Raw genomic sequence first — 26,429 nt, forward strand, 5'->3', positions numbered from 1 at the left:
ATGTCAAAATTTAGATTGAAAAATATAGCTGATATATGCGGATATACTAATATTGCTAAATATCACAAATTATTAGATGATTTAGAATCTAATGTTATGGATAATCTGATTCTCAAATATATAGAAAAATCTTTATTATCACATTGGAAAAGTGCTATCGAAAATATTATATTGCAAAATAGACAATCTGACTTCATTAAACATATAAAAGAAAAAGAGAAGCAGGGAGATATTGTCAATAATAGAGATTTTAGGATATTAAATATAGCTTTATATAAAATTTTTATAAAAGAAAAGGATATTAGTAGTTATGGTTTTTTGTCTCCAGATGAAGAACCTTATGTAGATATAATAATCATAAACAAAAATATGACAATACCTGAAAAAAGATGTGTTGTAGCACATGAATTAGCTCATATTATAGTTGAGAGAATATTAAAAGAAAAAAATGTAGAGATAAATTGGGATACTATAGATGAAGAAGAATTGATGGATACTATTATGTGCTATATTTTATATGATAAATCAAATTTCTATAAAGATATTAGTAAATTGGAAGATTTTATAGTTGATGGAGTTTCTGAATTTAAGAAGTTAAGAGAAGCTATAATTAATAAATATGGAAATTAATTTTAGAATAAAAAATTAATAAAAGGCTTGGTATTAATTTACCGAGCCTTTTTTATTTTGATGAACTTATAATCACTTATATTTTTTGATATAGATATAGGAATAATAAATAGACAGATAATGTTTAATTAATATTATCAGAAATAATATATTGAATCTTTATTGAATATATGAGTATTACATTTATATATACCTAAACAAATACAGTTTGTCAAAATTAATTTTTTTTAATTTTAAATATTTGCAGGGCTTTGCCCACCACTCTGTGTGCTACGCAGCACCCCAGTTCTTTTATTGGTATAAAAGAACCAAAAGAACTGCATTTTTAGTCAAAATTTTAGGTGTTACCATACATTTAATACATATATTAAAATATAAAGTTCTAGTAATTGCGTTTTTTGCAACTTTTTTGTGCGGCAAAAAAGTTGATAATTCTATATAAAGTGTATCCGTTGACAAAATAAAATCGTTCCAGTATATATTGTAATAGCACTTGCGTTTTTCGCGAAGCGTATCTGAAAGATAAAAACTTTGGCGTGTGCGGCAAAAAAGTTGATAATAGATTTATAAAAATATAAAAATTGACAAAATAAATATGACTTATAATCACTTATATTTTTTGTTATAGGTATAGAGACAATAAATAATTTCTGATTGCTAACAATATTAAATAATTATAATTATTAAACTGCACATGTTTTTAGCTTTGTAAAATAATAAGTATTACCGTGTAAAATACCTGTTTGCTATATGTATATGGATAATAAATAATTTCTGACAGTTAATTATTAAACAACATCATTAAATTAAATATTTATATCAAGGAGATAAAATGATTAAAGAGAAATATAAAATTTTAGGAGATAGTTTCAAGCAGTATATACCTCTTTCAAAAAATACTTTTGCTGAAACAAAAACTAATAAAATCACAGAAAAAAATATTGATGAGATTATAAACTCATTTATAAAAAGCACTATAGAAATATTTGTTTATAAGGGACATAAAGAAGATGATGAAAGAGAGGCTATTGGAAAAGTTGTAAGTTTAGAAAAAGATAATGAATCTATAGGACTTTATGCTGTTATAGAATGGTTTGATGAGAGCATAACAGAAAAGAAATCTTTTTATCCTTCTATTGAGATGGTTGGTAAAAAATCTTATGAAGATGAAGATTTTATTTATTGGGAGAATTGCGGGATAAAAGCTGTTGCTGCAGTGGAATATCCTGCAAGCCGTAATGTGGATTTGCTTTGTGCTAGTGCCATTATAAACAGTGAAGATAATATTAACGGAGGATACATGCAAAAATTAAAAAGTGTATTAGAAAAATTATTAAGCGAAGAGAAAGAAACAGAAAATCAAGCTAGAGAAGAGTTAGTTTATTTATTTAAAAATGATGAAGAGATTCAAAATATTATTATTGATATTGTGGCAGAAAAATTGAGAGAAGACAATTTAAAAGACAATAAAGAGAGTAAAGAAAATAATAAAGCGTATAATAAAGATTTAAATAATTTATCCAACTTATCTAATAATACTTCAAATAATAAAGAATTAAATCTTTCGGCTATAACTTACGGAGATTGGTGTAATGAATATGCAGAAAGTCAGAATGCTGTAAGATGCTCTTCAAAATCAGAAAGCTCTACATACGCAAAGGCAAGAAAACTTTTTAAGGCAGGACTTAGCAAAGAGGAGATAATGTCAATAGTAAGAAATGATTTAGTACCTATTGGAGTAGGAGGCGGAGAAAAAATTAATTTATCAGCATTAAGCGAAGAAAATAAATACAGTGAAATAGCAAAACTTTTTAAATAAAGCTACAGCAAATTAATTTGTTGAATTATATTAGTGTAGGCAATAAATAATAGGAGTTATAATGGCACAAGGGGCTATAATAAAAGCAGGTATTCATAGTGATGAATCTAATTTACCAAAAAGAGGTTTTCCTGTAACAATAAAAAATGATAATGGAAAAGGCGTTTTCTCACTCTACAGCGATGGAAGTGTATTTGTAGGCGTTGCTTTGGAAGACGCTTTTTCCTATCAAGAGTTTGGATTAAGGGCAAATACAATATCGGTTTGCTATGATGGAATAGTAAATGCAGTTGTAGCTGAAAGTGTTGTAGCAGGAGATATCGTAACAGCTAGTGATGTAGGATTCAAAAAATCATTAGACGGACATGGAGTAGGAGTAGTTATAAGAGGCGGCAGCAATTATGCAGAGATACTTTTGAAATCTGTGTGATATTAATTTCTTATTCACATCGTATACAATTCAAGAAATACTGCAAGACTATCATAGTAATAAATAAGTGAGCCGAAGCCCTTTCCACAGAGACACAGATGTATGCCTTAATTTATTAAGGCAAGTCTCAAGGCGTAGGCGAACATAACAACAGTAGGAGTTAATTTAAAATGAGCATACCTAATTTACAAAATATACAAAATAAACTTTTTCCAATTATCAATAAAGAAATGCCTAGATATATGGGGCAGACTAATTTTGTGAGCAAATATATACCAGAGATTTTTGTCGGTGTTTCTCAGGGAGCTATAGGAGGAGATTTAGATAATACAGCATTTAATCTCAAAAACATGTACGGCGGTACTTCTTTGGGGGATTTAAATATTTTTAATGAGTATCCTAAACATGAGGCTAGAGTTTTTAAAATGGAGCCTGAAGAATATTATATTGGAATAGACATTAACAGAATAGAAGAGATTAATGAACTTTATTCAAGAGATGAGAAAAAAGCAGGTGAAGAGATTTTAAATTATATAGCTCAGAAACTTGTATCAAGACTAGGTCTTTTAAGAGAAAGAAACCTAGCTGCAAAAGTTACAGATGCAAGTCTTTACGGAAGTACAAACACTGTTGATTTAACAGCAAAACCTATAAGCACTTGGACGGAGGCTGATATTGATAATTTCTTCTCTTCATTTATAGATTTGGCTAAATATTTAAATTATGCTGTGGGAGGCAATCTATTTAATGACAGAATGGAGCTTCAAAATAACGGACAGAAACTTTATATAGTTATTCCAATAGATGTATATATTAAACTTCAAGGCTTATTCAGATTATTTTCTAATTATATATCAATGATTGGAAATGATGCCAACGGAAAATATAAAGCATTCAGACCAGATATTTTTAATGCGGTAACAAGCGGAATAACTGTTGTAGGCACAGCATTCAGAGTTGCAGATGATCATGAAGTGGATCAAATATATCAGCTAGAAAATCTTACAGATATATGGACAGGCTCATCAATTTATATGTTTACAACTTCATCTAATATACTTGATATGGCTTCAATAAAAGAGGTAGTATATTTAAATCATGATATAAGAGAAGTTGATATATTGGGCAATAATTTGTGGAGAACAAGAACAAAGAGATGCACAGTAGCTTCCAACCCTTACGGCTTCTGTAAAATAGACTTGAGCTTGTCTTAATATAATTAATTTCTAGAAATTTATATTGTAAAAATATGTATTAATCATGGTAATACCTGAAATTTAAACTGCTACTTGCTAAAGGCACGCATAGTGAGGCGGACTTTGTCAAATGCAGTTCTTTTGGTTCTTTTATACCAATAAAAGAACTGGGGTGCTGCGTAGCACACAGAGTGGTGGGCAAAGCCCTGCAAATATTAAAATTATGAATATATACTAAAAAATTTTAAGTTTGTAAATTTTTATTCAACTTTTTCCCGCCGCAAAAAGTTGCAAAAAGTGCAAGTATTTAAATTATTATTAAATCGTACTAATCATTTATTACATGTGGTATAAATTGTTAAATTTAGTATAATATATAGCCTTTCGCTGCCGAAGGCACGCAGAGCGGCGGGCTGTGCCTGCTTCTTTGTGGCACGCCACAGGCGGACAGCGTCAAAAAGAAGTGGGGTTTGGCACGACTGTGTACTTCGCAGCAAAGCCACAAATATAATAAAAAAATACTAAAATAAAAAACTATTAGTGTTAAAAAAATTTAGTTTTGAAACAAGTTTAATATAAATTAAATATTTATTTTGTATTTATATAATAGGAAGATTTGAATTTAATAATTACAATAAATTAATATTTAAGTAAAAGTTTTACTATAAAAAAGAGGCGTTATGTCAAAGAAATCTTTATTATTTTTTTTAGAAAATAGTATTACTAATAAAGAAATAAAAGCTAATGATTATGTTGTATCAAGAGTTGGATATTTCTTTAGAGATGTGCATGAGAGAAGATGCAAGGTAATAGTTGAAAGCGATTTAAATATATCTTTAAGCGATTCATTTTTGATTATAAGCAAAGAGGAAGCAGAGGAGCTTATAAGAGAGAAGATGAAGCCTGATGATGTTATCAATTATCTTAAAGAAGAAAATAGAAAGCTAAAAGATAAGATAAAAGAGCTTGAGGCTTAATTTATTTTTATGTGCTGTCTTAAATTATATTTTGAGGCAGTACATTAAAACTAAAAAAGGAAATTAATATGCAGGAATATATTTACGAGCCTGATATAAATTATTTTAAAAGCATATTTAAAATGTTTAACTATGATGATATTGATACAGACTTTTTAGAAGAACAGCTTAAAAGTTATACTATTCAGTTTAGAAGAATGATTTTGAATATGAATTATACAGAACCTACAGAAGAAAACGGGCTTCCATACATATCTATAAAAAATTATATATGCTATGAGGCGGCAAGGCTTTTAACTGTTAATTTTGTTTCAAACAGCGACTTGATAAATTTTATTCGTACAGAAAGTCTGCGTCTAAAAGAGCTTGCTATAAAAGATTTATCAAGCATTGTAGTTGGTGAAAATAGTTATGATAGTGTTAGTTTAGAAGGCCGAATAAAAAAGCCTTAAATCGTACTAAAAAATAAATAAAAAATCAAAAGGTTTATTATGATACATTTTAAAAACAGCGTTATATATGTTTTAGATAATTTTATGAACTTTATGGCTGATGAATATATTGATTTGTCTGGCAATAAAGTTGAAGGCGATAATCAATTAAATAAACTTTTAGATGATAAATTAAAAATAGAATATTTCAGTTTAGGAGCTTTGAGATCTATGAGCAAATCATTTCTTTGGGCTTCAATAGCAGAAGGAGAAAGCAGGGGAAGCAATTCATATATAGGGGACTCTGCAGGTTTTGCTGATGATATATGTTTAAAAGCAACAGTATATAAAGAGCTTAAAGCTGGAGAATCATTTTTAGCTTATAATATCATACCTTTAGCACTTAATCAGGCAGCACGTTATTGGATATCAAAACTCAATGATGAGGGCGAGCGTATAGCATTATCGCCTATTATCAAATGGGAAGCTCCTTCATTTGACAGTGAAAACAGTAAAAGACCATTTAATGATTTTTCATCTATAAGGGGAGTTAATTTTTCTCTTGATATTAATTTCAAGATTATGACAGGGAGTTATTTAAATGAAGTTCTTTACTAATTTAATTAATAATTCATTTAATAAAAAAGTTTATGATTATGTTCAAAACAGAGATAAACTTTATAAAGTAAAAATCACTTCTTCTTCAGAGAATGCCAAAATAATAATGAATGAAGAAGAAAAATATTTCGGAGCTTATAAGAATGCTGAAGTGATAAATTATCAAGTAAGTATTGAAGGTTATAAAACTAAAGAGGGAAGTATAACAGTTAATAACAGTGATGTTTTAGAGAATGTAGTTTTAGATAGCATTTAATATTACTAATAAATTTTTTTATACACGCGTTGAACGAAATTTTATATATAGTTGGTATTAGAATTATTATTTTATTTATATTGTATTGGTTAAGTTTAACGCGTGTCAATTTATACATTTTGCGTAGAGTAGATTTTGGGGCGGGTGGGCGGGAATGTATAAAATATTTTTTTGCGTAAAATAATTTTTAAAATTGTGAGTGTATAATAATGAGCATTTTTGATTTGAAAGGTAATTTAATGAATGATGAGGACGGCTTAAAAGTTGTAAGCGGTTCTAGTTATAAAGTAAGAATAGCAAAGACAAAAAATAGAGATGAAAAAATAGATTTCTCTTCTGATGATGTTAAAGGAAAATATTTAATATATCCTTCACAAGTTGGACTTACTCCTACTACAGAATCAATGAGTAAGGAATATATAGGTGCACCCTCTTCTGAAAGTTATGCGGGAGCTACCACTTATGCAGGAGATATTTCATACGGGGCTTTTCCTAATTCTAATGCATACTATGCGAGCTTAATATGGGCTAATGTACATACAAAAGAAACATCAGGAAATCTACTATGTATTAACTCTTTTAATAATTTTGCCATTAGATTTAATAAGTCTTCAGAAGATGAAAGTATTAATATGCTTGAAATTATAATAGAAGAAGATGATGGTTATAGCAGTAATTTTATTGATATTTATACTTCTATGAAGCAGAAAGATTTGATTGATGCTTTAAATAAAATAACAAATATAAAAGCATTTTTAATGACAGGAAGCGAAGAAGACGAAATTGATTTTACTAATATAATAAATGAATTAAAAGAGTATAATACTGAAAATAATAAAACAGAATATTTACTTAGTTTTAAAAGAGTAGGGCTTATAGAGAGCGGGGCATTCACAGAAGAAAGTAAAAAGAAATATCCAAAATATCAAAGTATAATACACCCTAGATTTGGAGAGGCACAGTATTATAATATAGCTTTGTATGACAGTTCAAAGAATATGGACGGAAATCAATATATAGGCTGTGAGAGTAAATCAATTAATTTTAATTTTGCAAATAAGGCTATGACAGAAATAAGTTCTTCATTATGGGCTTTAGATGAAGAAAAAATAGATAAAGATGCAGTTTTATATGAAGAGAGAGCAGAAGAAAGAGATGTTGTAATGGCACAGACTTCAAAATATCCTACAAAACTTTTTATTAATGGAACAGAGGCTTCTTCTGTAAGCGATATTTCTTTATCATTTGAATGGACTAAAGAAGAGAAGTTTAATATTTCAGCAAAGAGATACGGCTTTCCAAATTCAAAGTTTACACTTAGTTTTTCAGGCAATGCAGTTTTTAATACTCAGTCAAAAGAGATATTTTATGACAGAGTTTTAAATGGAAATAGGCAGTCATTTATAATATCATCAAAAACAAGATTTAAAAATAAAGATTACCCTTTTGTATTTGTAAGTACTGATGTGGGAGGAAGTCCATCATTTCCAGCAATAGAGCCTAAAGAACTTTCAATATCTTTAAATAATTTTAAGGCAGCAGAGCAGTCAAATGATATGAACAGTAATTATTTGATAGCATTTACTGACAGAGAGGATTTATTTTGATGTAATTTATTTTTTTATTAACGAATTATATTTGTCCTTTTCTAATATTATCATATTTGATATGAATGTACTATTTGAATATTCAAAATTAATTTTTTGTGGTTTGTATTTTAAATTAAAATTATTTTTTGATAACGAATATAAATTATAATATATATTTGATTGATTATATGTATTAAATTTATCAGTTAAAATATTTTTATTATAAGTGATATCAAATATATTAAAATAATTTTTTATATTTTGTGAAAAGAAAATATTATTAAAACAAAAATAATATAATTTTAAACAGTAAAAAATCAATATTATAATTTTTATTTTCATAGAAGTATTATAAATATAATATTAATAATATCAATATAAAAATTTAATATTAGTATAAAGTGTTATAATTGTAAATTGTTATAGCCTATGAGTGAAAAAATTAAGGAGAATTTAAAAAATCTCCTTATATTTTTGAACCTATGACAATGTAATTGTCATAGCCTATCAGTGAAAAAATTAAGGAGAATTTAAAATGGAAAAGTTAGAATTTAAATGCATTGATTTTTTTAATAGATATATTGTAGAAGAAATTGTTTATAAAGATGACGGAGAAAATATTGTCCCTGTTAAAGTGTTAAGTCGCTCTACTTTAGGAAGTAAGTTTAAAAGCGATGATATTATAAGTATTAATCGTCCTAGCTTTAATGAAAACCTTAAATATGTAAGAGAGAAAGAAGAGAAGATTATAGATGATGATATTTTTAAATGGCTTGATGTTAGAATAAATGGTACTCTTGCTGTAAGTCTTCTCGATGAATGGAGTACTAAAGACATTAATGAGTTTGCACAGGTTATAAAAAGTTTTTTGCTAGAGAGAAGAATTATGTAATGCGTAATGCACATACTTTTTCTATAATAGAGCAGACAGAAATTGATAATCTTACCCATTATGCTTTTAATAATAGAGAAGTTAAATATGATGACTTTTGTTATTTTAATGACTGCCTTATAAGTTTGTATACAGCTTCTTTGTTTTGGAATAAAATAATACTTGAGGCTTGGTATCAGATAATAAGCGGGAGATTTGTATATTGCCGTTATGATGAAGATGATTATTTGAGATTAGGTCTTAATTACGCTATTTTTAGGTTTAAGATTTTAATAGACAAATCAATTAATAATAAATAATTATTAAATATAGTTTTTCATTTTTTATTCTAATTAAATTTATATATTTCGGAGATATCATGATTTCTAATACTAAAGGTACTATATTAAATTATTTTGGGCTTTCAAATACATATAATCCTTTTAAAGATGAAAATGCTTTGCAGGTAGCAGAAGATTTATATTTTGAAATACCGTCTGTTGAACCTTTTGAAAATTCTAATTATGTTGCTGTATCTACAGGTCTTTTAACTAATTCACTTTCATTTCTTAATGACTGTATTTTTGAAATATATGATGATGATGTAAAGTTATCAGATTTACAAAATGTTATAGGTGAAATAGGCAATGATAAATATATGCCGAAAGAAGGTCAAATATTTTGGTTTAATAAAGACGGTTTAAGAGGAACATATTTTCTGCATTCATCTTATTCTGGAAAAAAATTAAAAATAGTAAGCGGAAGATATATAACTACATCAATAACATCCGGTGTACTTAATGATATGTTTGAAAGAACTGTAGGAGTACCTTCATATATAGAGGGAATTAATAATATGATTGATGATATAAAAAATAATTCTAGTTTCATAATAAAAGAAAATGTTACAAAGTCAGGAAGCGGAAATCAAACTTGGGAACTAAATTGGAGAGATGATTTGGAGTATTTACAAGTTTCCGGATATATAGTAGGAAAAAATTATACTGGTTCATTTGGACTTTATCAAAATATAAATGATTCTGCTCCTTTTATAGGCTGGATTGGTAAAAATTATTATGGAGGAGATTTTCAAACAAGCTATGCGAATTGGCCGGCAGGACTTCCTAATATTAAATGGTTTCCAATCCTTAATACTAAGCCTATTTTGGCTATAAAAAATGCTTCAGATCAAACTACAACAGCTGAATTATATTTTTTAGTAAGATATAAATAATAATAAATTTAATTTTGATATGTCATATATATTTAAGCATCAATAATTTTTATAATAAAGTTAAAATATATTTATTAAATTTAGTTTAATACTAGAATAACATTTTCACTTATCAATTAAATAATGTCAATTTAGATTTGATAATCAAAAATTTGAAAGAGTTATAAATTATGTAATATTTTCAAAAGCATATTTTTAACTATTCGATACAGCTTCTAATTTTTTACTATTTACTATTAAAGGAAATACAAAAATGATTCTTAATGAAAATAATATACAAGCTCCATTTCAGTATAAAATAGGAGAAAATACTTTTGAATTATTAAAAATAAATGGAGAATTAGAACTTAATACTAATAATATTCAGGTAAAAGTTTTTTCTGGTGAGAGGCTTTTTTGTGCAGATATAGGTTATTCTATTGACGGTGCAGTTGAAGAAATGGAGTTCTTAGTTGATGATATTAAAGTATATCCTCAAATTTTAGATGAGTTAAAAGATCTGCAAACAGTAGAAGTTAAAGATAATGAAATTTATTTAATAAGAAATGAGCTTGATTTTAAGAGTATAATTTTCTTTCCTCTAAGTGATTTAAATAAAAATTTTAAATTTACAGTTACAACTTACAGCAGCACTTTTTCTGCTTTTATGCTTGATGAGATAGCGATAAAATTAAATTCATTGGATATAAATTATCCTATTAAAAATTATAATGAGAATATAAATTATAAAGTCAATGACATAATAAAATATAATGGCTATATTTACCGAGTTTTTAAAGATTTTACAAGCGACAGTACGGATTATTATTTAAAAACTAATTGTAATCTTTTAACTCCTTTTAAAAAATTAGAATTAGATACTAATTATAAAGCTAATGAATTAATAGAAGATAATAATAATTTTCTAATAGTACAAAAAGATTTCAGATACGAAAATAAAGATGCAATATTAACTAATTTAAACGGTTTGTTAAAGCCTTTATGCGATATAATTATTTGGTTTGACGGAATCAGTAAAATATATAAAAATCAAATTGTAATAAAAGATAATATTTCATATATAGTGCTTGAAGATATAGAAAATCCTGTTTGGAATAATATACAAAATCAATTAGAGAGATTAATAAAAGCAGAAAATACTTTTTATGATGACAGTAATTCTAGTTTTGGAAGTAATACTAATACAGTTCAAAAAGCAATAGAGAAGTTAAAATCATCAAAGCAGAATAGTTTAACAGCCGGAAATAATATTAGTTTAAATGGAAATAAAATAACTTTAATAGGCGGAACCAGCAAAGAATATATATTAGAAAATAATTATTTTATAAGTGATTTAATTATAAAAGATGAAAAGATATACAGAGTCAATGAAGATTTTATATCTTCCGATTGGACTTCAGACAGATCTAAACTTACTTTAATAAGTTCTGGCGGAGGCGGATCAAATGAAGCAATAGATATCAGTTTCGATAATTCAAATACCAATTTAGAATATTTATCAGGTTATAATTTTCCAAAGTTTAAGATTCCAATTCCTAATACTATTAATTTATTATTAGCAGATGTTAATGGTACAATAGAATATACAGCTGCAATTACAAATCAGGAAGACGGAAGCTATATATTAAATTCAAATATAGAAAATTATAATATTTCAAGCTCTAGTCAAAGTATATTTTTTATAATAAAAAGTATAGACTCTAATATTAATATTTATCAAATATATTCTATATTATCTCAATTCTTTAATTTCAGTTCTATGTTTAACTTAGAATCAAATGAATGCTCAATATCCGGCATAGAAGATGAATTAAAAATTTCTATTGGCTTTATAACAGAAAGTCATATAGCTATTGGTATTTTAAAACAAGACGGAACAAATTTTAATCAAGGCAGCTACAATATAACATTAAATATAAAAAATAAGGTACTTAGAAATGAAGATGCGAATATATTTGCATGCTCTAATGGATTTATGACAACACAATCCGTATTAGATTTTTATAATTTCAGTTTAGAACAAAATAATAATTTAGTTTTTTTAAATGGTTCATATACTCTAAAAGAAGGGGCAGGACTTACTATTGGTTTTTACAGCCCTATTATAGAAAACTATTTTAATGTATCAAATATATCTACTCCTATCTTCAAAAATACAACTGAAATAATTTCAAGCAGTGGTAAGCCATTAGAGTTCGCTATTGTCAAAACTGAACAAGCAGATCAAACAAATATACAAGTTCCTACTTACTTTTTACTTTTAAGGTATCAAGACTATACGGATATACAAGTTGGAGATACTATTACTTTTAATCTGACACCAGATAAAAACTCTGAACTTAATCCTATTTATAGTGAAGTTGCTAATTTACAAGAGGCAATAGAATCAATAAAAACAATGGCATTAAATAGTATAAAGCCTATAGGTTCAGTTTATTTTCAAATAGCAAAGGAAGACGGCAGTTTCGATGATAACGAAAGCCCTGAAAATCTGTTCGGTGGTGTTTGGGAGCTACAATATGCTGATGAGGGTATATTTTTAAGAACAGAGGGCGGCAATTCTAATGAAAATAGAGTTTCCGGAGTTCAAGGAGATGCTATTAGAAATATGACAGGAACATTCCAATACGGAGTTCAATCGTCAGCAAATCAAACAAATTTATACTCAGGAGTATTATATCAGGGGACTAATCTATATCCTGTTGCACAAACGACTACAAGTTCTTTATATGGTGGTGGCGGTTTTAAAGCTTCAAATCAAGTACCTACAGGTTCTGAAGTAAGAGGCATAAATAGACTTATGCGTATATATAAAAGAATAGCTTAATAGGAGTAGAAAATGAAAATAGTAATATATAACAATAATAAAATAAAAAAAATTATTAGCGTAAAAGAGAATGCAGAAAATACAATTAATCTATTAGAGAAACAAGGCTTAATTAATGCAGTTGATAATTATAAAATCTTTGAAAATATAAAAGATATGTCAGTAAAAGATATTAGAGCTATTAATGATGACGGAACTGTTATGAGTTTAGAAGAACAGATAAAAAATAAAATATTAGTTTTAGAAAAAGATGAGGAAATAAGAAACGGAGTAAAATATAAACTTAATAAAAACTATGAAGAAGATTTAATAAAGTTAGTAGAATTAGGACTTGAAAAATTAGATGAAAGACAAAAGATAGTAATTAATGATGACGGCAGAAAATATATAAGTTCAAAAAGTTATGAAGAATTATTCAAAGAAAGTTTAATCACAGCAGAGGAATATAATAATTATATAATTAGTCAAAGGCAAGGAGAGTATTCTCAAAATCTCGATGGTGTTCGTGCTGAACTTGTAGACAGCGTATTAAATAATTTAGCTAGTCAAGGTTTACTTACAGAAGAACAGAAAGCACAGCTTGAAAGTCTGCAAACTAAAAGAGAAGAAATAAAAACAGAATACCCAAAACAAAGTTAAAGGAGATTAATATGATTACAAAAGAACAAATAATAAAAATAGGAATTGATGATAAATGGTTGGAGCCTCTAAACAAAGATTTTGAAAAATATGGTATTACTGACATAAAAGAAAAAGCAATGTTTTTAGCACAGACTACGCATGAAAGCAATAATTATAAAAGGCTTGAGGAGAGTTTTAATTATAGCCCTAAAAGATTATTTGAAGTTTTCAAAAAAAAAAGAGTTGGTACTTTGGAGAATGCTAAAGATTTATGTTCTAAAGGTGCTAAGGCTATAGCTAATTTTGTTTATGGCGGACGCTTAGGAAATTCTCAAGATGAAGGCTACAAGTACAGAGGAAGAGGAATCATTCAGCTTACAGGAAAAAATAATTATGAATATTACGGCAAAAAATTAAATATTGATTTGGTAAACAGCCCAGACTTGGCAAAAGAACCTGACACGGCAATAGAAATAGCTTTGCTTTATTGGAGAGAGAAAGGGTTAGGTTTACTAGCTAAAAAAGGAGATGTTAAAACTGTAACTAAATTAATCAATGGCGGCTATAACGGACTTGAAGATAGGCAGAACAGATTTGATAGAATATTAAAAATATTGGAAAAATAAAAGGGGCATAGCAATAATATGAGCGACTTTGCTATTATAGTTATTTGCATTTCCTCTATAGTTATAGCATATTTCGTTTTTAATATTATTAAAAGCGGAAGACATGCTAATATGAAAGCTGATGTAAAAAATGGTACTATAGAGTTTGGAAATAATACTGATAATGAAAAAAATAAAGAAAAGATTAAAGAAGAAAAATATATTCAAAAACAAAATAATATAATTAATAATGCTTTTGAATCTCCAAAGGAACTTCCAACTTTAACAAATAAAAATAATGATGATATTATTAATTATTATAATAGCAGCAATTTTAAATATGATGATAAAATAACTTCTTTAACTGTTTATAAAGAATACAGTAATATTATCAGTCAAAGTACGCTTGAAGTACAAAGCATAATAATATCATATATAGCTAAAAATCATATACTTAATAAAAATAAAACAGAGTTTGAAAGTTATTTAAAGCAGAAAAGAATTGAAATAATAGATATATACAATACTGCTTTATTTAATAGCAGTATAGAAAGCATAAAAAAACTGCAGTTAGAAAATATATGTAATTTTTATTATATGATTATATTAGATAATATCAAAGATACTTATAAATCTATTTATGATAATCACAAAGAACAGGCATTAAAAAGAAAAGATTTTTTAAAGAACTTAAAAAATATTAAGCCTCAAGATAGATTAAAAAGCTATGATGTTTTTATACATAATAATTTTACAGAAACAGCTATAAGAGACAGTGAAATAGTTTTAGATAATTTAAAGCATTTACAGAAATTTTTACTAGGCATTTTCCATGATAATTTAAAATACAACGGAGTTATATAAAATAAAAAACTTGAGTGCCTGACGAATTTATTCGGTAGGGTCTTTTAATGAAAGTTTTTTATTTTTAATAATAAAATTTTTCATGATAATCTTAAATATAATGGAGTTAGATAAATGAGCATACTTAATTTTACGGATAAGCATAATGCTAATAAAAAACTTTCTATATATACAAGCATAATAAGTTTTTTACTAGGCTGTATTTGGGTATTTGTTAATCTTATTTGGCGAGGTAGAACAGTTACTAAAGAAGAGGCTATTGCTGTCGTTATAATTCTTCTCGGTCTTAATGCTGTTAGTTTCGGCTCTGATTTGAGAGGATTTTTAAAGATACTAAAAAATGATAAATATACTAAAGAGAGTAAAGAAAATCAATAATATATTAAATAAATATTTAAGGAAATTATCATGTTCATAACTGTATTGATTAATATATTAAAGTCAAAGTATTTTTATATAGCTTTGATATTAGTTATAATATCTGTATATGTATCTTTTTTGAATATAAGATTGAATATAAAAAATAAAGAGATATATAAATTGAATAATGAAATATATAAATTGGAATATTCTAATAGATTATTAAGCAAAGATAATGATTTTAAAAAAAAGCAGATTGATATAATATCAGCTTTTTCAGAAAGTGATAAATATATAAATATTATAGAAGATAAAAAATTAAGTGATGATAGTATTAAAGCATTGAATAGTATTATTAGTAATTATTACAGAAGTTTTGAATATGAAAGAAATTAGATTTTTATTATTGTTAATATTTTTAGTTAGCTGTTCTAGTGTAAAATATGTAACTGTTCCTATGACTAAGCCTCCGGAAATATATAAACCCAATATTATAAATACTGAAAAAGATTTTTTAAATGAATATAAACGCTCTCTAATGAAAATAAGCGAATGGCAGAATTGGTATAATATACAAACTAATAGATATTAATTTACCTTATTGTAATGCAGTTTATTATTTTAATATTTACATCAGTATACTAATATAATTTTTAAAGTGTAAATGTATTATATTTCTTATAAAATTATGAAAAATATATTGACATACAAGTATTTTTTGTATAAAATATGTGCGAATTTTTATAATTTTATGGGGCAATATACTGATATGAGTAAAATTAATCTGTCAATTGTAAAATCAGGAACTTTTAAAATGGGTAAATTAAATAGTATAATGGTTAAAATACCATTAATGGTAACAGTAATGATTATTATATTATCTGTTGCAATAATATCTGCATCTATAAGCCTATCAACTAAAGAATTAAATGCAGTAACAGCTTCTGGATTTGAGACTTCAGTTAACGGTTTTTCTTCTTTAATAGATAGCATACTATCTTATCAATCTATTCTTATAGAGTCATACGCTAATATTCCTACAATAAAAGAATATATGTCAACTAGAAGTGAGGAAGTTCAAGATAGGGCTATAAAAACTATGACAGTATTATTTGAGAATAATAGTTATATAGTAGATTTATTTATGCTAAGTTTAGATGGAAAAATAATTGAATCCTACAATGGAAGCGAAGATGAATCAGGAGATGATATATCTTCAATGTACCCTGAATTATGGCAGTCATTTATTTCTAAAAATTATAATACATCATTATCGCTTAATATATATAATCATGAAGACTATATTATACTTCCTGTTTTGCAGGGTGTAAGGGATAATAATAATAATGTTGTAGGTGCTTTTATAGCTTATGTGAATTGGGGTAAAATTATAGATGAAAGTTTAAAAGATTCAAAAGATCAGTTTTCAGAAGAGAAGACCATTTTTGTAATTAATAATAATTTAGATATAGTTTATCATAATGATAAAAACAGATTATTTTCCAAGGCTACAGGATCTCTTGTAATACCTAGTAATCAGGATTCTGGTCTTCTTAGTTATGTAAGAGAAGGCGAGGCTATATCAGCATTCTTTAAGAAATTATCTTCTACAGAATGGGTGATGGTAGAAAGAACAACCGACAGATTATTATATGCACCGGGAAGAAAGATGAGATTTATAGGTATTATTATAGGAATTATAGGTGTAGTAATATCTACAGTTATAACTATATTGTATATACAAGGTACTATTAAACCTATGCGTTTTATAGTTGAAGAGGCAAGGGAGATGTCTGAAGGTAATTTTGCATTACATTCATCTATAGAAAACAGGAAAGATGAGATAGGGGAGCTTTCGCATTCTTTCCAAGTAATGCGTGATAAAATAGTAACAGTTATAACAGATGTATTATCCGCATCTTCAGAGATAGCTAATGCTGCTAATGAAGTTTATCAGGGCACTGAAGATTTGGCACAAAGAACTGAATATCAGGCATCAAGTTTAGAGGAAACAGCTTCTTCTATGGAAGAGATGGCATCTACTATAAAATCCTCAGCACAAAACTCTGTAGACGGTAATAAAGTTATGATAGATTCAAAAAATGCAGTTAAAGAAGGCGGAGTTGTAATTGGTGATACTACAAAGATGATAGAAGATGTTTATGCGGCAAGTGCTAAGATTAAGGATATTACAAAAGTTATAGAAGACATTGCTTTTCAAACTAATATACTTGCTTTGAATGCGGCAGTAGAAGCAGCCAGAGCAGGAGATCAAGGCAGAGGTTTTGCGGTAGTAGCAAGCGAGGTTAGAAATCTAGCCCAAAATTCTCAAACTTCAGCTAAAGATATTACAGTACTTATAGAAGATATTTATGAAAAAATAAATAAATCAGCAGAAATGGCAAGACACTCTCAGGACATTTTTAATAATATTGAGGTTAAAATAGAAGAAACTTCACATATTATGAATGATATCAGTCAGACTGCAGTGGAACAGGAGGCTGGAGTTGATCAAGTTAATACAGCTGTAACAAAAATGGATAGTATTACCCAGCAAAATGCTGCTTTGGTAGAACAGTCAACAGCAGCGACAAAATCGCTTCTTGACCAATCTAAACATTTAGAAGAACTTATGTCTTTCTTTAGAGTGAAATAAATATTTTTATATGATTTGTCGAAAATAACAAAGTATAAATTATCTAGTTTAAATGAAACATATTCATTTATTGTAAGGATGGTATTTAATTTTGTTTTTTTATACTTTGAATCATATTATAATTGAAAATTAAGTAATATTTATTGTTTTTATATTGTTTTTTTTCTTTTATATATAAAACTTTTTCCGAACTTATTTATAATAATAAATTTGCATTACAGTATAATTTAATTGACTTTTTTTGTTAATTAAACTATACTATATAAATAGTGTTAGCGTGTTTTCTTATTACAAAATAACATACCTATCTTTATTATATATTTGTAGAGGTATTTTATGAAAAAGTTTAATAGTATAACAGTTAAAATTCCTTTAATTGTTAATATAGTTATAGTTATATTGTCATTCACAATTATATTTTCGTCTATACAAATAGCAAGCAAAGCTATAAATAATGCAACATATTCCGGATTTGAAACTTCAGTTAATGGTTATTCAACTTTATTGGATACAATGCTCGAAGATCAGCTTCTTGTAATGGATGCATATTCAAGAATACCTACAATAATAGAATATATGCAGACAAGAGATGCAAATATTAGAGAAAAAGCCATATCTACTATGGTAAATTTATTTGATAATAATGATTATATATTAACATTAGATTTAATAGATTTAGATGGTAAAGTAATAGAGGCTTATAATGGAGATAGGAAAGATGCCGGATTGGATATGGCAGCAACATATCCTCAATTATGGAAAGAGTTTGCTGACTCTGGATATGATCATGCTACTAGTGATATTATATATAAATCAGATATAAATAAAGGATTTGTACTTCCTGTAGTACATTCTATTTATGATTTAGAAAATAATCTTATTGGAAGTTTTGTTGCCTTTATAGATTGGAGTAAAATAATAAATGATACTTTAAAAGATGCCAGAAATGAATTATCTGATAAAAAATCTATATTTGTTTTAAATGAAGAAGATTTATTATGCGTATATCATAATGTAGATTCTATTATAGGTATTGTACCTAATGCTTCATTGAGACCTCCTGAAGGACAGAATTCAGGATTATTTACATATAATTTTAATGATATTGATAGAATGGCATTTTTTAAAAAAATGAAAACTCAGCCTTGGATTATGATGTCAGGTATTACTCAGAATTTATTATATGCTGAGAGTAAAAAAATAACTATTGTGGGTATATTATTAGGTGTAGTGGGAATTATAGTATCCTCAATAGTATCAGCGATTTATATAGGAAGAATAATTAAACCTATAAGAAATATAGTTGATGAAGCCTATCAAATGGCTAAAGGAAATTTTATTTTACAGTCTCAATTATCTAATAGACATGACGAAATAGGAGAATTATCTAAGGCATTTGATATGATGAGAAATAGATTTATAGAGGTTATTTCAGAAGTACTTAATGCTTCTAAAGAAATAGCAAGTGCTGCTTCAGAACTGCATAAAGGAAGCGAGGATTTAGCAAGCAGAACAGAGTATCAGGCATCAAGTTTGGAGGAAACAGCTTCTTCTATGGAGGAGATGGCTTCTACAATTAAATCATCAGCTCAGAATTCAGTAGATGGAAATGAAGTCATGATAGCTTCGAGAAATGCGGTATTAGAAGGCGGAAGTGTTATAGCAGATACTACTAAAATGATAGAGGATGTTTATGCGGCAAGTGCTAAGATTAAGGATATTACAAAAGTTATAGAAGACATTGCTTTTCAGACTAATATACTTGCCTTGAATGCGGCAGTAGAAGCGGCCAGAGCAGGAGATCAAGGCAGAGGTTTTGCGGTAGTAGCAAGTGAGGTTAGAAATTTAGCCCAAAACTCACAAGCATCAGCTAAAGATATTACATCGCTTATAGAAGATATTTATGAAAAAATAAATAAATCAGCAGAAATGGCAAGGCATTCTCAGGAGATATTCAGCGATATAGAAAGTAAAATAGAAGAAACTTCTAAGATAATGAGTGATATAAGTCATACAGCAGTAGAGCAGGAGGCAGGAGTAGATCAGGTAAATACAGCGGTAACTAAAATGGACAGTATCACTCAGCAGAATGCCTCTTTAGTAGAGCAGTCTACAGCAGCGTCTAAATCTTTATTAGAGCAGGCTAATCATTTAGAAGAACTTATGTCTTTCTTTAAAGTTTAGTAAATTTTAGAATATATGATTTTTTGGCCTATAGATAATTTTCTATAGGCTTTTTTATATTTGCATTCTTTTATAAAAAAATATATATTGTTTTATATAATAAAAAATTGAAAGAAATAAAAATGAAATATAAATTTATAATTTTAATAATTCTCTTTATATCTTGTACAAATAATGAAAATAATGTATCTAATGAAAATATATTAAAAAGAGAAGAAATAGAGAGTAATAATTCTTTGGAATATTCTCAGTATATTGATTGTAATACTTTAATCAGAGGAAATATTGAAGATTATAATGATACAGATTTTTATCAGGTAAATCCTACTAATGGTTTTGTAATGGATTTTACTATGTCTGTTTATAATCTTGAAGCTAATATTTCTATGGATATTATTTCTGCTGATAATGATACAATATTTAGCATTAATTCTGAGGATATTTCAAATTATAAAGGATTTATAGAGTTAAAAGATATTTTGCTTAATGATGATGTTTATTATTTTAAATTAAATGCTGATAAAGAATGTAAATATAATCTGAAATTTATATTTAATGATGATTATCTGCCTTCAAATGAAATTGAGCCTAATAATAAAATTAATGAGGCTAATATAATTCGCTACCCTAATGAAATGGTTTATGGATATTTTATAAAGAATTATTTCAATGCAGATGAATATATTAAACCATATATAGAAAAATCAGGATTAATAGATATAGATTGTTATGAGATAAAAAATGATACGGATATAAATACTTCTATTAATATTAAATTAGAATATTCAAAAGACATTGATATTATTTTATTTGATGAAAATTATAACTATTTGAAACAGGGTGTAAATCAATTAAATACGGACTTTGAATCTAATAAAAAGTATTATATAGCATTGATATGTTACGGATATGAATATATTACTGACAGATATGTTTTGCATTATGAGTTTAATTAATTTTCTTTATTAAGAAATACTATTGACAAAGTAATATTTTTAATATACTATAAAAAGTAAGGATAATTTTGGGTATTTTCTATGAATAATTCTTTCTTATTATATAAGAAATTTAAAAAAGCATTCTATTCTTGGGAGTGTTGAATTATTATATTCTTTGTATAATAATTTTTAATATTTAGCTCCCTAAACAATGGGGGCTTTTTTATATTTTAACAATATTATTCAAGAAATGATTCAAGATTATAAGGTGTATATATTAATTAGGAGTAATTTATGGAACATTATGGTCTGTTAGGTATTATACCGCCGCTTTTAGCTATTATACTTGCTTTAGTAACTAAAGAAGTTATTATTTCGCTTACACTTGGTATACTATCCGGAACTTTGATAATAGCACATGGAAATGTATTTACTGCTATTACAATATTTACTGATAAAGTAGCAGAAATGAGCTCAGATGCTTGGAATATAAGAATACTTTTATTTTGTGCTTTACTTGGTGCTTTTGTCAGTATGCTTTCAAAGACAGGGGCTACTAAGGCTTTTGGTTTATGGGCTAGTAAATATTTAAAAAGCAAAAAAAGTATACTTATATTTACTTGGTTTTTCGGACTTATTATATTTATAGACGATTATTTTAATAGTTTATCAGTTGGTACTGTTATGCGTCCTGTTTCAGATCAGAATAAAATTTCAAGGGCAAAACTTGCTTATATATTAGATTCTACAGCTGCTCCTGTATGCATACTTGCTCCTATATCAACTTGGGTAGTAACAGTTATGAGCTATATAAGGGATTCTCAAGGGTTTGAATCTTTAAATATAAGTGAATTTGTGTTTTTTATAAAGATGATACCTTATTCTGTTTATCCGCTTCTTGCTTTAGCTTTTGTAGTTCTTATTTCTTTAGTATTTAAAGATTTCGGACCTATGAAAAGAAGCGAAGATAATGCTCAAAATGGAAAACTTTTTGATGAAGAATTATATGGAGCTTGTCCGGGTAATATGGAAACTTCTTCAAATAATAAAGCTAAATGGTATGATATGGTTATAGCTATACTTGTACTTATAATAGTATGTATAGTAATGTTCCCTGTTACTACATATATGGGATTAGTTGGAAGTGATGGAATAGAAACTTTCTCTCAGGCTATGTCAAGCATATCATCGAATCAGGCTTTTTTGGATACTGATGCTTCTAAGGCTTTATTTTACGGAGCTGTTATTTCTCTTATAATAATGTATATATATTATGTAGCTAGAAGATTATTAAGTATTCGTTCTGCCGGCAATTCTATTATGGAAGGTGTTAAATCAATGGTTCCGGCATTAGTAGTTTTATCTTTAGCTTGGTCTATAGGAAGTGTTATTAAATCATCTCCGGCAGATGGAGGACTTGGACTTGCTGCTTTCTTATCTGAAGCTGTAAAAGGAGGAGGTTTTCCTCTTTGGATACTTCCTGCTATAGGATATTTACTAGGCTGTGTTATAGCATTTTCTACCGGTACAAGCTGGGGTACTTTTGCTATACTTATTCCTATAGTGATACCTATTGCAAATGGGCTTGCTGCTGCTAATGGTTATACTGACAATGCTCTTCTTAATGTTCTTCTTATAAATGTAGGTTCTGTTGTTTCTGGTGCTGTATTCGGAGATCACTGTTCTCCTATATCAGATACTACAATACTTTCTTCTACTGGAAGTAACTGTCCTTTACTTGAACATGTAGCAACACAGATTCCTTATGCCGGTTTGGTTGCAATATCTGCATTTATCGGTGTAGTAATTGGAGGAATAACTTTAAATCCTATAGCTGCACTATTAACAGGCTTTATAGTAATGTGCGTACTTGCTATGCTTGCTCCTAAGTTCTATGATAAAATTTCAAGTTTTAATAAATCTAATTAAATAAAAATATAATTAAATATAAAAAGCAATCCTTTAATATTATTTATTTGATATTAAAGGATTGCTTATTTTATATAATTCAATAAATTTAATATACACTTGGGCGGGTGTTAACATTTCTCATTTAATAAAAAAGAATATTAGTATTTTTATTACTTATTAATTTAAAAAGGAAAAAGGGCGGGGTATGTAATTAATTTTTTAAAACAAAAATCACTTAGAAACCCCACCCTTTAGATTTATAACTTTAATATGCATTTAAAATTTTGTTATATTTAATATTTTAATCAGAAATTATAGCTGCCCTCCCAAGTATTTTTTTCATTGATAATCAATATAACGCACGGTTAAAAAAATTTATTATATAGTGTAAACTAGAAATAATAATGAAAATATATTTTATAAACTTATTCTGCGTGCGTAGTATAAGTAAAAAATTATAAATCAAACTTAACCTCATCTTCGCCTTCATAGCAATACCTGCATACGCATTTATATATGTCATCTCCTATTACAACTCTGTCCACATCTTTAACTATTCTTTTTGAGTATATTCCTTTTCTTCCACAGTCGCATTTACCAAAAACTTTTGTATGTATGTCAATCAAATCTTCTTCTATTAATGCCGACACACTTTCCCAATAATTTCTTTTATAGTCCATATCAAGAGAAGCTATACAAAAGTTAGTTGCAGAATTTCTTTTAGAACATGCTTTTATCAGTTTTATAAAAATTGAAGTATCATTTAAAAAGCAAAATTCATCTATTCCTACAATATCATATCTTGAAATATAATTATAAATATTTTCTACATCTTTTCCAATATTATTTTCGATTTCTTCTTCAGTGATTATATTTATTCTCTTATCTAAAGAAACATCTTTATCGCGGCAGAAATACCCTCTAAAAGATATTGCCGGATATATGAATAATATTTTTATATCTTTATTTTCCATTAAAAGATAATCTAAGGTTTTAATTAAATATTTTGATTTTCCTGCGAACATGGGTCCTGTAATTAAATGATTCATAGAAGTCCAATATTTTTAAGTTAATTATAATATTATATCATTTAATTTTGTATATATCAAATGTAAATGCTGTAAAAATGTATATTGTAATTAGTTTAATTTTTGTATAAATATGTTATAATGCAATGACAAAGTTTTAGGAGTTAAATTATGACATATTATGATGCAGCTAAAAAAGTTTTGGAGCAAAGCGATGTTCCTATGAAAGTTGATGAAATATGGGAAAAGGCTTGTGAATTAGGTTATGATAAAATTATAGCTGAAACATTAAATGGTAAAATGAGTAAAACCCCTATTGCTAGTTTGGGTGCAAAAATATATACAGATATAAAATTCAATCCTGATACTACTATATTTATTAAAGTTGGTAAGGGAAAATTCTTATTAAAGAGTAAAATAAATTACTCTAATCAGAATTTGATAAATGAAATTAATAATTTAAGCGAAGAAGAAGATACAGAAGATATAATTGAAAATACAATTACAAATAAAAAAATATTAGAAGAAGATTTGCATATACCTCTTACAAAATATTTATATTCAATGAAAATATATTCTAAGACAATAAATGCAAATGCTACAGATGTTACCTTGAAAGGAAAAATGAAATGGGGTACTCCTGATATAGTAGCTGTTACATTTAAAGATTATATTAATAAATCAGTTTTAGAATTATTCAATCATATAAATTTACCTACCACAGAGCTTTATGCTTATGAATTAAAATTAAAACTTACACTTGGAAGTTTAACAGAATATTATTTTCAGGCATTATCAAATTCCGGATGGGCTAATGAAGCTTGGCTTGTTGCTATGGAAATAGATGAAAATAATTACGATGAATTGATGGAAGAAATAAAAAGATTAAATCAGTCTTTCGGAGTAGGGGTAATTAAATTAGACTATAATAACCCAGAAGATTCTGAGATATTATTTTCTGCCAAAAAAAGAAATTATTTAGATATAGATACTATGCATAAACTTTGCTATAACAGACAGTTTCAAGATTTCATTAATGATGTTAATGAAATCTTAGATGCAAAAGATAAATCTAAAAGTCATATAATATCGAGTTTAGTAAATAGCAGCAGATTTAATAATCCCAATTAACAAAAAATCAAAGGTATTTGCCTATATGAGCGGATTTGGTTTTAAAAATAATATTAAAGCAGAAGAGTTTGATTTAAGTCCTATTTAAAATAATTTTTGTTAAATACTTTTAAATGAATAATAATTAAATGTCATTATATGTTAAAAATTATAAGTAAAAATAATTTATTATGCTAATGATTATTTTCTTCTTTTAGGTTTTTCTAATCCATATATACCATTTATATTAAATAGATATTTTATCTTTTATATTTATAGTTCTTGATTTAAGTATTTTATTATATATTTCCTTTATTTTATTTTCATGCAGTTTGTCTTTTATAGTTATATCTTTTGAATGTTTTTTTAAGTCATCTTTTGTAAGTTTTTTGCTAAAAAAATCTTCTAATATATTAACTATACAGTCAGATTCAAAACTATATTCTCCTTTTTTAAAAAATATACTATCTTCATTTTTTCTGTTCATATTAGTTGTTGCTGTAGTAATATAAACATAAATTCCGTAAAACCCGTCATCACCCAAGTATATGAACCATCTTTTTTTAATTTCTCCAAAACTGGGATATGGAAAATTATCCCAAGTAAATATATGACCTACTTCTAGCTTTTCATCAGAGTTCACTTTTTCAATTCCTCAAAAGCCTTTATCATTTTATATCTTATTTCGGCAGGAGTTAAATCATTTTCATTCTTTTTGTTTACATCAATAAAAACATCTTCATCATAAGAAATTATATCATTTTCTTTTAAATTATACCTTCTTTTCCATGGTTTAATTATAATATGGCTAAGTTCGCTAATTTCAGAAGTGTCTACTATATCATCAATATAAAACTGAACTATTTGATTCATTTTATCTAATTCAATATCAGAAAAATAATCCAAATCTAATAATTTTCTGTTTTTAACTTTTATTATATAAATATTATCTCTTAATTTTTTAAAAGTATAAGCATCGTTATTTCTATATTCCTTATCCTCATATATTTCTATTGGAACAGGACCTCTTTTCATGGCTCTATATGTAAGACCTAATGCTGGCTCCCCGTATTCTTCCATAATTTCAAAATCTAAGAAAGCTAAAAATTTATACAATTTAGTTTGAGTTAAATTTTTTTTAGTTATATTATGATACTTTATGGCAAAAAAAAGTATAGCATTTTCTATTTGATATGCTATGAACATAAATCTCCAATTTTATAAATATGTTTTTATATTTTCGAAAAATATTATTAATTTATAATGTAAAATTA

27 protein-coding genes are annotated in these 26,429 nt (G+C 26.9%); 24 read left to right on the plus strand and 3 right to left on the minus strand.

Annotated elements, in window-relative coordinates; genetic code table 11:
* The 23 genes from BHAMNSH16_RS07425 (at window position 1) to BHAMNSH16_RS07540 (ending at window position 23,035) form a co-directional block, all read left to right on the plus strand.
* Entirely contained in the window at window positions 1-630 is a 630-nt protein-coding gene (locus BHAMNSH16_RS07425; protein ID WP_232473721.1) for an ImmA/IrrE family metallo-endopeptidase, read from the plus strand.
* Between the two features lie 832 nt (window positions 631-1,462).
* Window positions 1,463-2,449, plus strand: coding sequence for a hypothetical protein (locus tag BHAMNSH16_RS07430; RefSeq protein WP_008726574.1), 987 nt, complete (start codon window positions 1,463-1,465; stop codon window positions 2,447-2,449).
* Window positions 2,450-2,510: 61 nt separating this feature from the next.
* Entirely contained in the window at window positions 2,511-2,879 is a 369-nt protein-coding gene (locus BHAMNSH16_RS07435; RefSeq protein WP_008726572.1) for a hypothetical protein, read from the plus strand.
* 170 nt (window positions 2,880-3,049) lie between these two features.
* Window positions 3,050-4,093 (plus strand): hypothetical protein, encoded by a 1,044-nt coding sequence (locus BHAMNSH16_RS07440; RefSeq protein ID WP_008721534.1) that lies wholly within the window; start codon window positions 3,050-3,052, stop codon window positions 4,091-4,093.
* Window positions 4,094-4,755: 662 nt separating this feature from the next.
* Window positions 4,756-5,052, plus strand: coding sequence for a hypothetical protein (locus BHAMNSH16_RS07445; RefSeq protein ID WP_008728954.1), 297 nt, complete (start codon window positions 4,756-4,758; stop codon window positions 5,050-5,052).
* A gap of 68 nt (window positions 5,053-5,120) precedes the next feature.
* On the plus strand, window positions 5,121-5,504 hold the full coding sequence (locus BHAMNSH16_RS07450; protein ID WP_008728955.1) for a hypothetical protein: 384 nt from the start codon (window positions 5,121-5,123) through the stop codon (window positions 5,502-5,504).
* Between the two features lie 39 nt (window positions 5,505-5,543).
* Window positions 5,544-6,101, plus strand: coding sequence for a hypothetical protein (locus BHAMNSH16_RS07455; RefSeq protein WP_008728957.1), 558 nt, complete (start codon window positions 5,544-5,546; stop codon window positions 6,099-6,101).
* On the plus strand, window positions 6,085-6,357 hold the full coding sequence (locus BHAMNSH16_RS07460; protein ID WP_008728959.1) for a hypothetical protein: 273 nt from the start codon (window positions 6,085-6,087) through the stop codon (window positions 6,355-6,357). The genes BHAMNSH16_RS07455 and BHAMNSH16_RS07460 overlap by 17 nt, the downstream gene beginning before the upstream one ends.
* A 209-nt stretch (window positions 6,358-6,566) precedes the next feature.
* A complete protein-coding gene (locus BHAMNSH16_RS07465; protein ID WP_008728960.1) occupies window positions 6,567-7,964 on the plus strand; it encodes a phage tail tube protein in 1,398 nt (465 codons plus the stop codon).
* A gap of 517 nt (window positions 7,965-8,481) precedes the next feature.
* The gene (locus tag BHAMNSH16_RS07475; RefSeq protein ID WP_008728197.1) at window positions 8,482-8,838 is read left to right on the plus strand and encodes a hypothetical protein; all 357 of its coding nucleotides are present in this window, start codon (window positions 8,482-8,484) and stop codon (window positions 8,836-8,838) included.
* Window positions 8,838-9,137, plus strand: a complete 300-nt coding sequence (locus BHAMNSH16_RS07480) for a hypothetical protein (protein WP_008728196.1) — start codon at window positions 8,838-8,840, stop codon at window positions 9,135-9,137. The genes BHAMNSH16_RS07475 and BHAMNSH16_RS07480 overlap by 1 nt, the downstream gene beginning before the upstream one ends.
* Before the next feature lie 59 nt (window positions 9,138-9,196).
* Entirely contained in the window at window positions 9,197-10,051 is an 855-nt protein-coding gene (locus BHAMNSH16_RS07485) for a hypothetical protein (protein WP_008728195.1), read from the plus strand.
* Between the two features lie 253 nt (window positions 10,052-10,304).
* Window positions 10,305-12,878 carry a hypothetical protein gene (locus tag BHAMNSH16_RS07490; RefSeq protein WP_008728194.1) on the plus strand — a complete coding sequence of 858 codons (2,574 nt, stop codon included), beginning with the start codon at window positions 10,305-10,307 and terminating at the stop codon, window positions 12,876-12,878.
* 12 nt (window positions 12,879-12,890) lie between these two features.
* Window positions 12,891-13,517, plus strand: coding sequence for a hypothetical protein (locus BHAMNSH16_RS07495; protein WP_008728193.1), 627 nt, complete (start codon window positions 12,891-12,893; stop codon window positions 13,515-13,517).
* A gap of 11 nt (window positions 13,518-13,528) precedes the next feature.
* Window positions 13,529-14,125: a glycoside hydrolase family 19 protein gene (locus tag BHAMNSH16_RS07500; RefSeq protein WP_008728192.1), complete on the plus strand. Its 597-nt coding sequence runs from the start codon at window positions 13,529-13,531 to the stop codon at window positions 14,123-14,125.
* An 18-nt stretch (window positions 14,126-14,143) separates the two neighbouring features.
* On the plus strand, window positions 14,144-14,968 hold the full coding sequence (locus tag BHAMNSH16_RS07505; RefSeq protein ID WP_008728191.1) for a hypothetical protein: 825 nt from the start codon (window positions 14,144-14,146) through the stop codon (window positions 14,966-14,968).
* Between the two features lie 114 nt (window positions 14,969-15,082).
* Window positions 15,083-15,346 (plus strand): hypothetical protein, encoded by a 264-nt coding sequence (locus BHAMNSH16_RS07510; RefSeq protein WP_008728190.1) that lies wholly within the window; start codon window positions 15,083-15,085, stop codon window positions 15,344-15,346.
* Between the two features lie 30 nt (window positions 15,347-15,376).
* On the plus strand, window positions 15,377-15,724 hold the full coding sequence (locus BHAMNSH16_RS07515) for a hypothetical protein (RefSeq protein WP_069731803.1): 348 nt from the start codon (window positions 15,377-15,379) through the stop codon (window positions 15,722-15,724).
* Entirely contained in the window at window positions 15,711-15,920 is a 210-nt protein-coding gene (locus BHAMNSH16_RS07520) for a hypothetical protein (protein ID WP_069731802.1), read from the plus strand. Before BHAMNSH16_RS07515 ends, BHAMNSH16_RS07520 begins: the two co-directional genes overlap by 14 nt.
* A gap of 177 nt (window positions 15,921-16,097) precedes the next feature.
* Complete coding sequence (locus BHAMNSH16_RS07525; RefSeq protein ID WP_083250061.1) at window positions 16,098-17,984, plus strand: methyl-accepting chemotaxis protein; 1,887 nt, start codon at window positions 16,098-16,100, stop codon at window positions 17,982-17,984.
* Window positions 17,985-18,320: 336 nt separating this feature from the next.
* On the plus strand, window positions 18,321-20,168 hold the full coding sequence (locus tag BHAMNSH16_RS07530) for a methyl-accepting chemotaxis protein (protein ID WP_008728186.1): 1,848 nt from the start codon (window positions 18,321-18,323) through the stop codon (window positions 20,166-20,168).
* Window positions 20,169-20,290: 122 nt separating this feature from the next.
* A complete protein-coding gene (locus tag BHAMNSH16_RS07535; RefSeq protein WP_008728185.1) occupies window positions 20,291-21,124 on the plus strand; it encodes a hypothetical protein in 834 nt (277 codons plus the stop codon).
* A 276-nt stretch (window positions 21,125-21,400) separates the two neighbouring features.
* Window positions 21,401-23,035, plus strand: a complete 1,635-nt coding sequence (locus BHAMNSH16_RS07540) for a Na+/H+ antiporter NhaC family protein (RefSeq protein ID WP_008728184.1) — start codon at window positions 21,401-21,403, stop codon at window positions 23,033-23,035.
* A 437-nt stretch (window positions 23,036-23,472) separates the two neighbouring features.
* Here BHAMNSH16_RS07540 and BHAMNSH16_RS07545 read toward each other — a convergent pair whose 3' ends face one another.
* Window positions 23,473-24,066 carry a thymidine kinase gene (locus BHAMNSH16_RS07545; RefSeq protein ID WP_039954311.1) on the minus strand — a complete coding sequence of 198 codons (594 nt, stop codon included), beginning with the start codon at window positions 24,064-24,066 and terminating at the stop codon, window positions 23,473-23,475.
* Between the two features lie 150 nt (window positions 24,067-24,216).
* Between BHAMNSH16_RS07545 and BHAMNSH16_RS07550 the strand changes: the two genes are divergently transcribed.
* Window positions 24,217-25,176 (plus strand): HTH domain-containing protein, encoded by a 960-nt coding sequence (locus BHAMNSH16_RS07550; protein WP_008728182.1) that lies wholly within the window; start codon window positions 24,217-24,219, stop codon window positions 25,174-25,176.
* 226 nt (window positions 25,177-25,402) lie between these two features.
* Here BHAMNSH16_RS07550 and BHAMNSH16_RS07555 read toward each other — a convergent pair whose 3' ends face one another.
* Window positions 25,403-25,798 carry a hypothetical protein gene (locus BHAMNSH16_RS07555; RefSeq protein WP_008728181.1) on the minus strand — a complete coding sequence of 132 codons (396 nt, stop codon included), beginning with the start codon at window positions 25,796-25,798 and terminating at the stop codon, window positions 25,403-25,405.
* Window positions 25,795-26,361 (minus strand): Panacea domain-containing protein, encoded by a 567-nt coding sequence (locus BHAMNSH16_RS07560; protein ID WP_008728180.1) that lies wholly within the window; start codon window positions 26,359-26,361, stop codon window positions 25,795-25,797. The genes BHAMNSH16_RS07555 and BHAMNSH16_RS07560 overlap by 4 nt, the downstream gene beginning before the upstream one ends.
* Between the last annotated feature and the right edge of the window lie 68 nt (window positions 26,362-26,429).

It is taken from the genome of Brachyspira hampsonii (assembly GCF_002214805.1).
GTDB lineage: Bacteria > Spirochaetota > Brachyspiria > Brachyspirales > Brachyspiraceae > Brachyspira > Brachyspira hampsonii.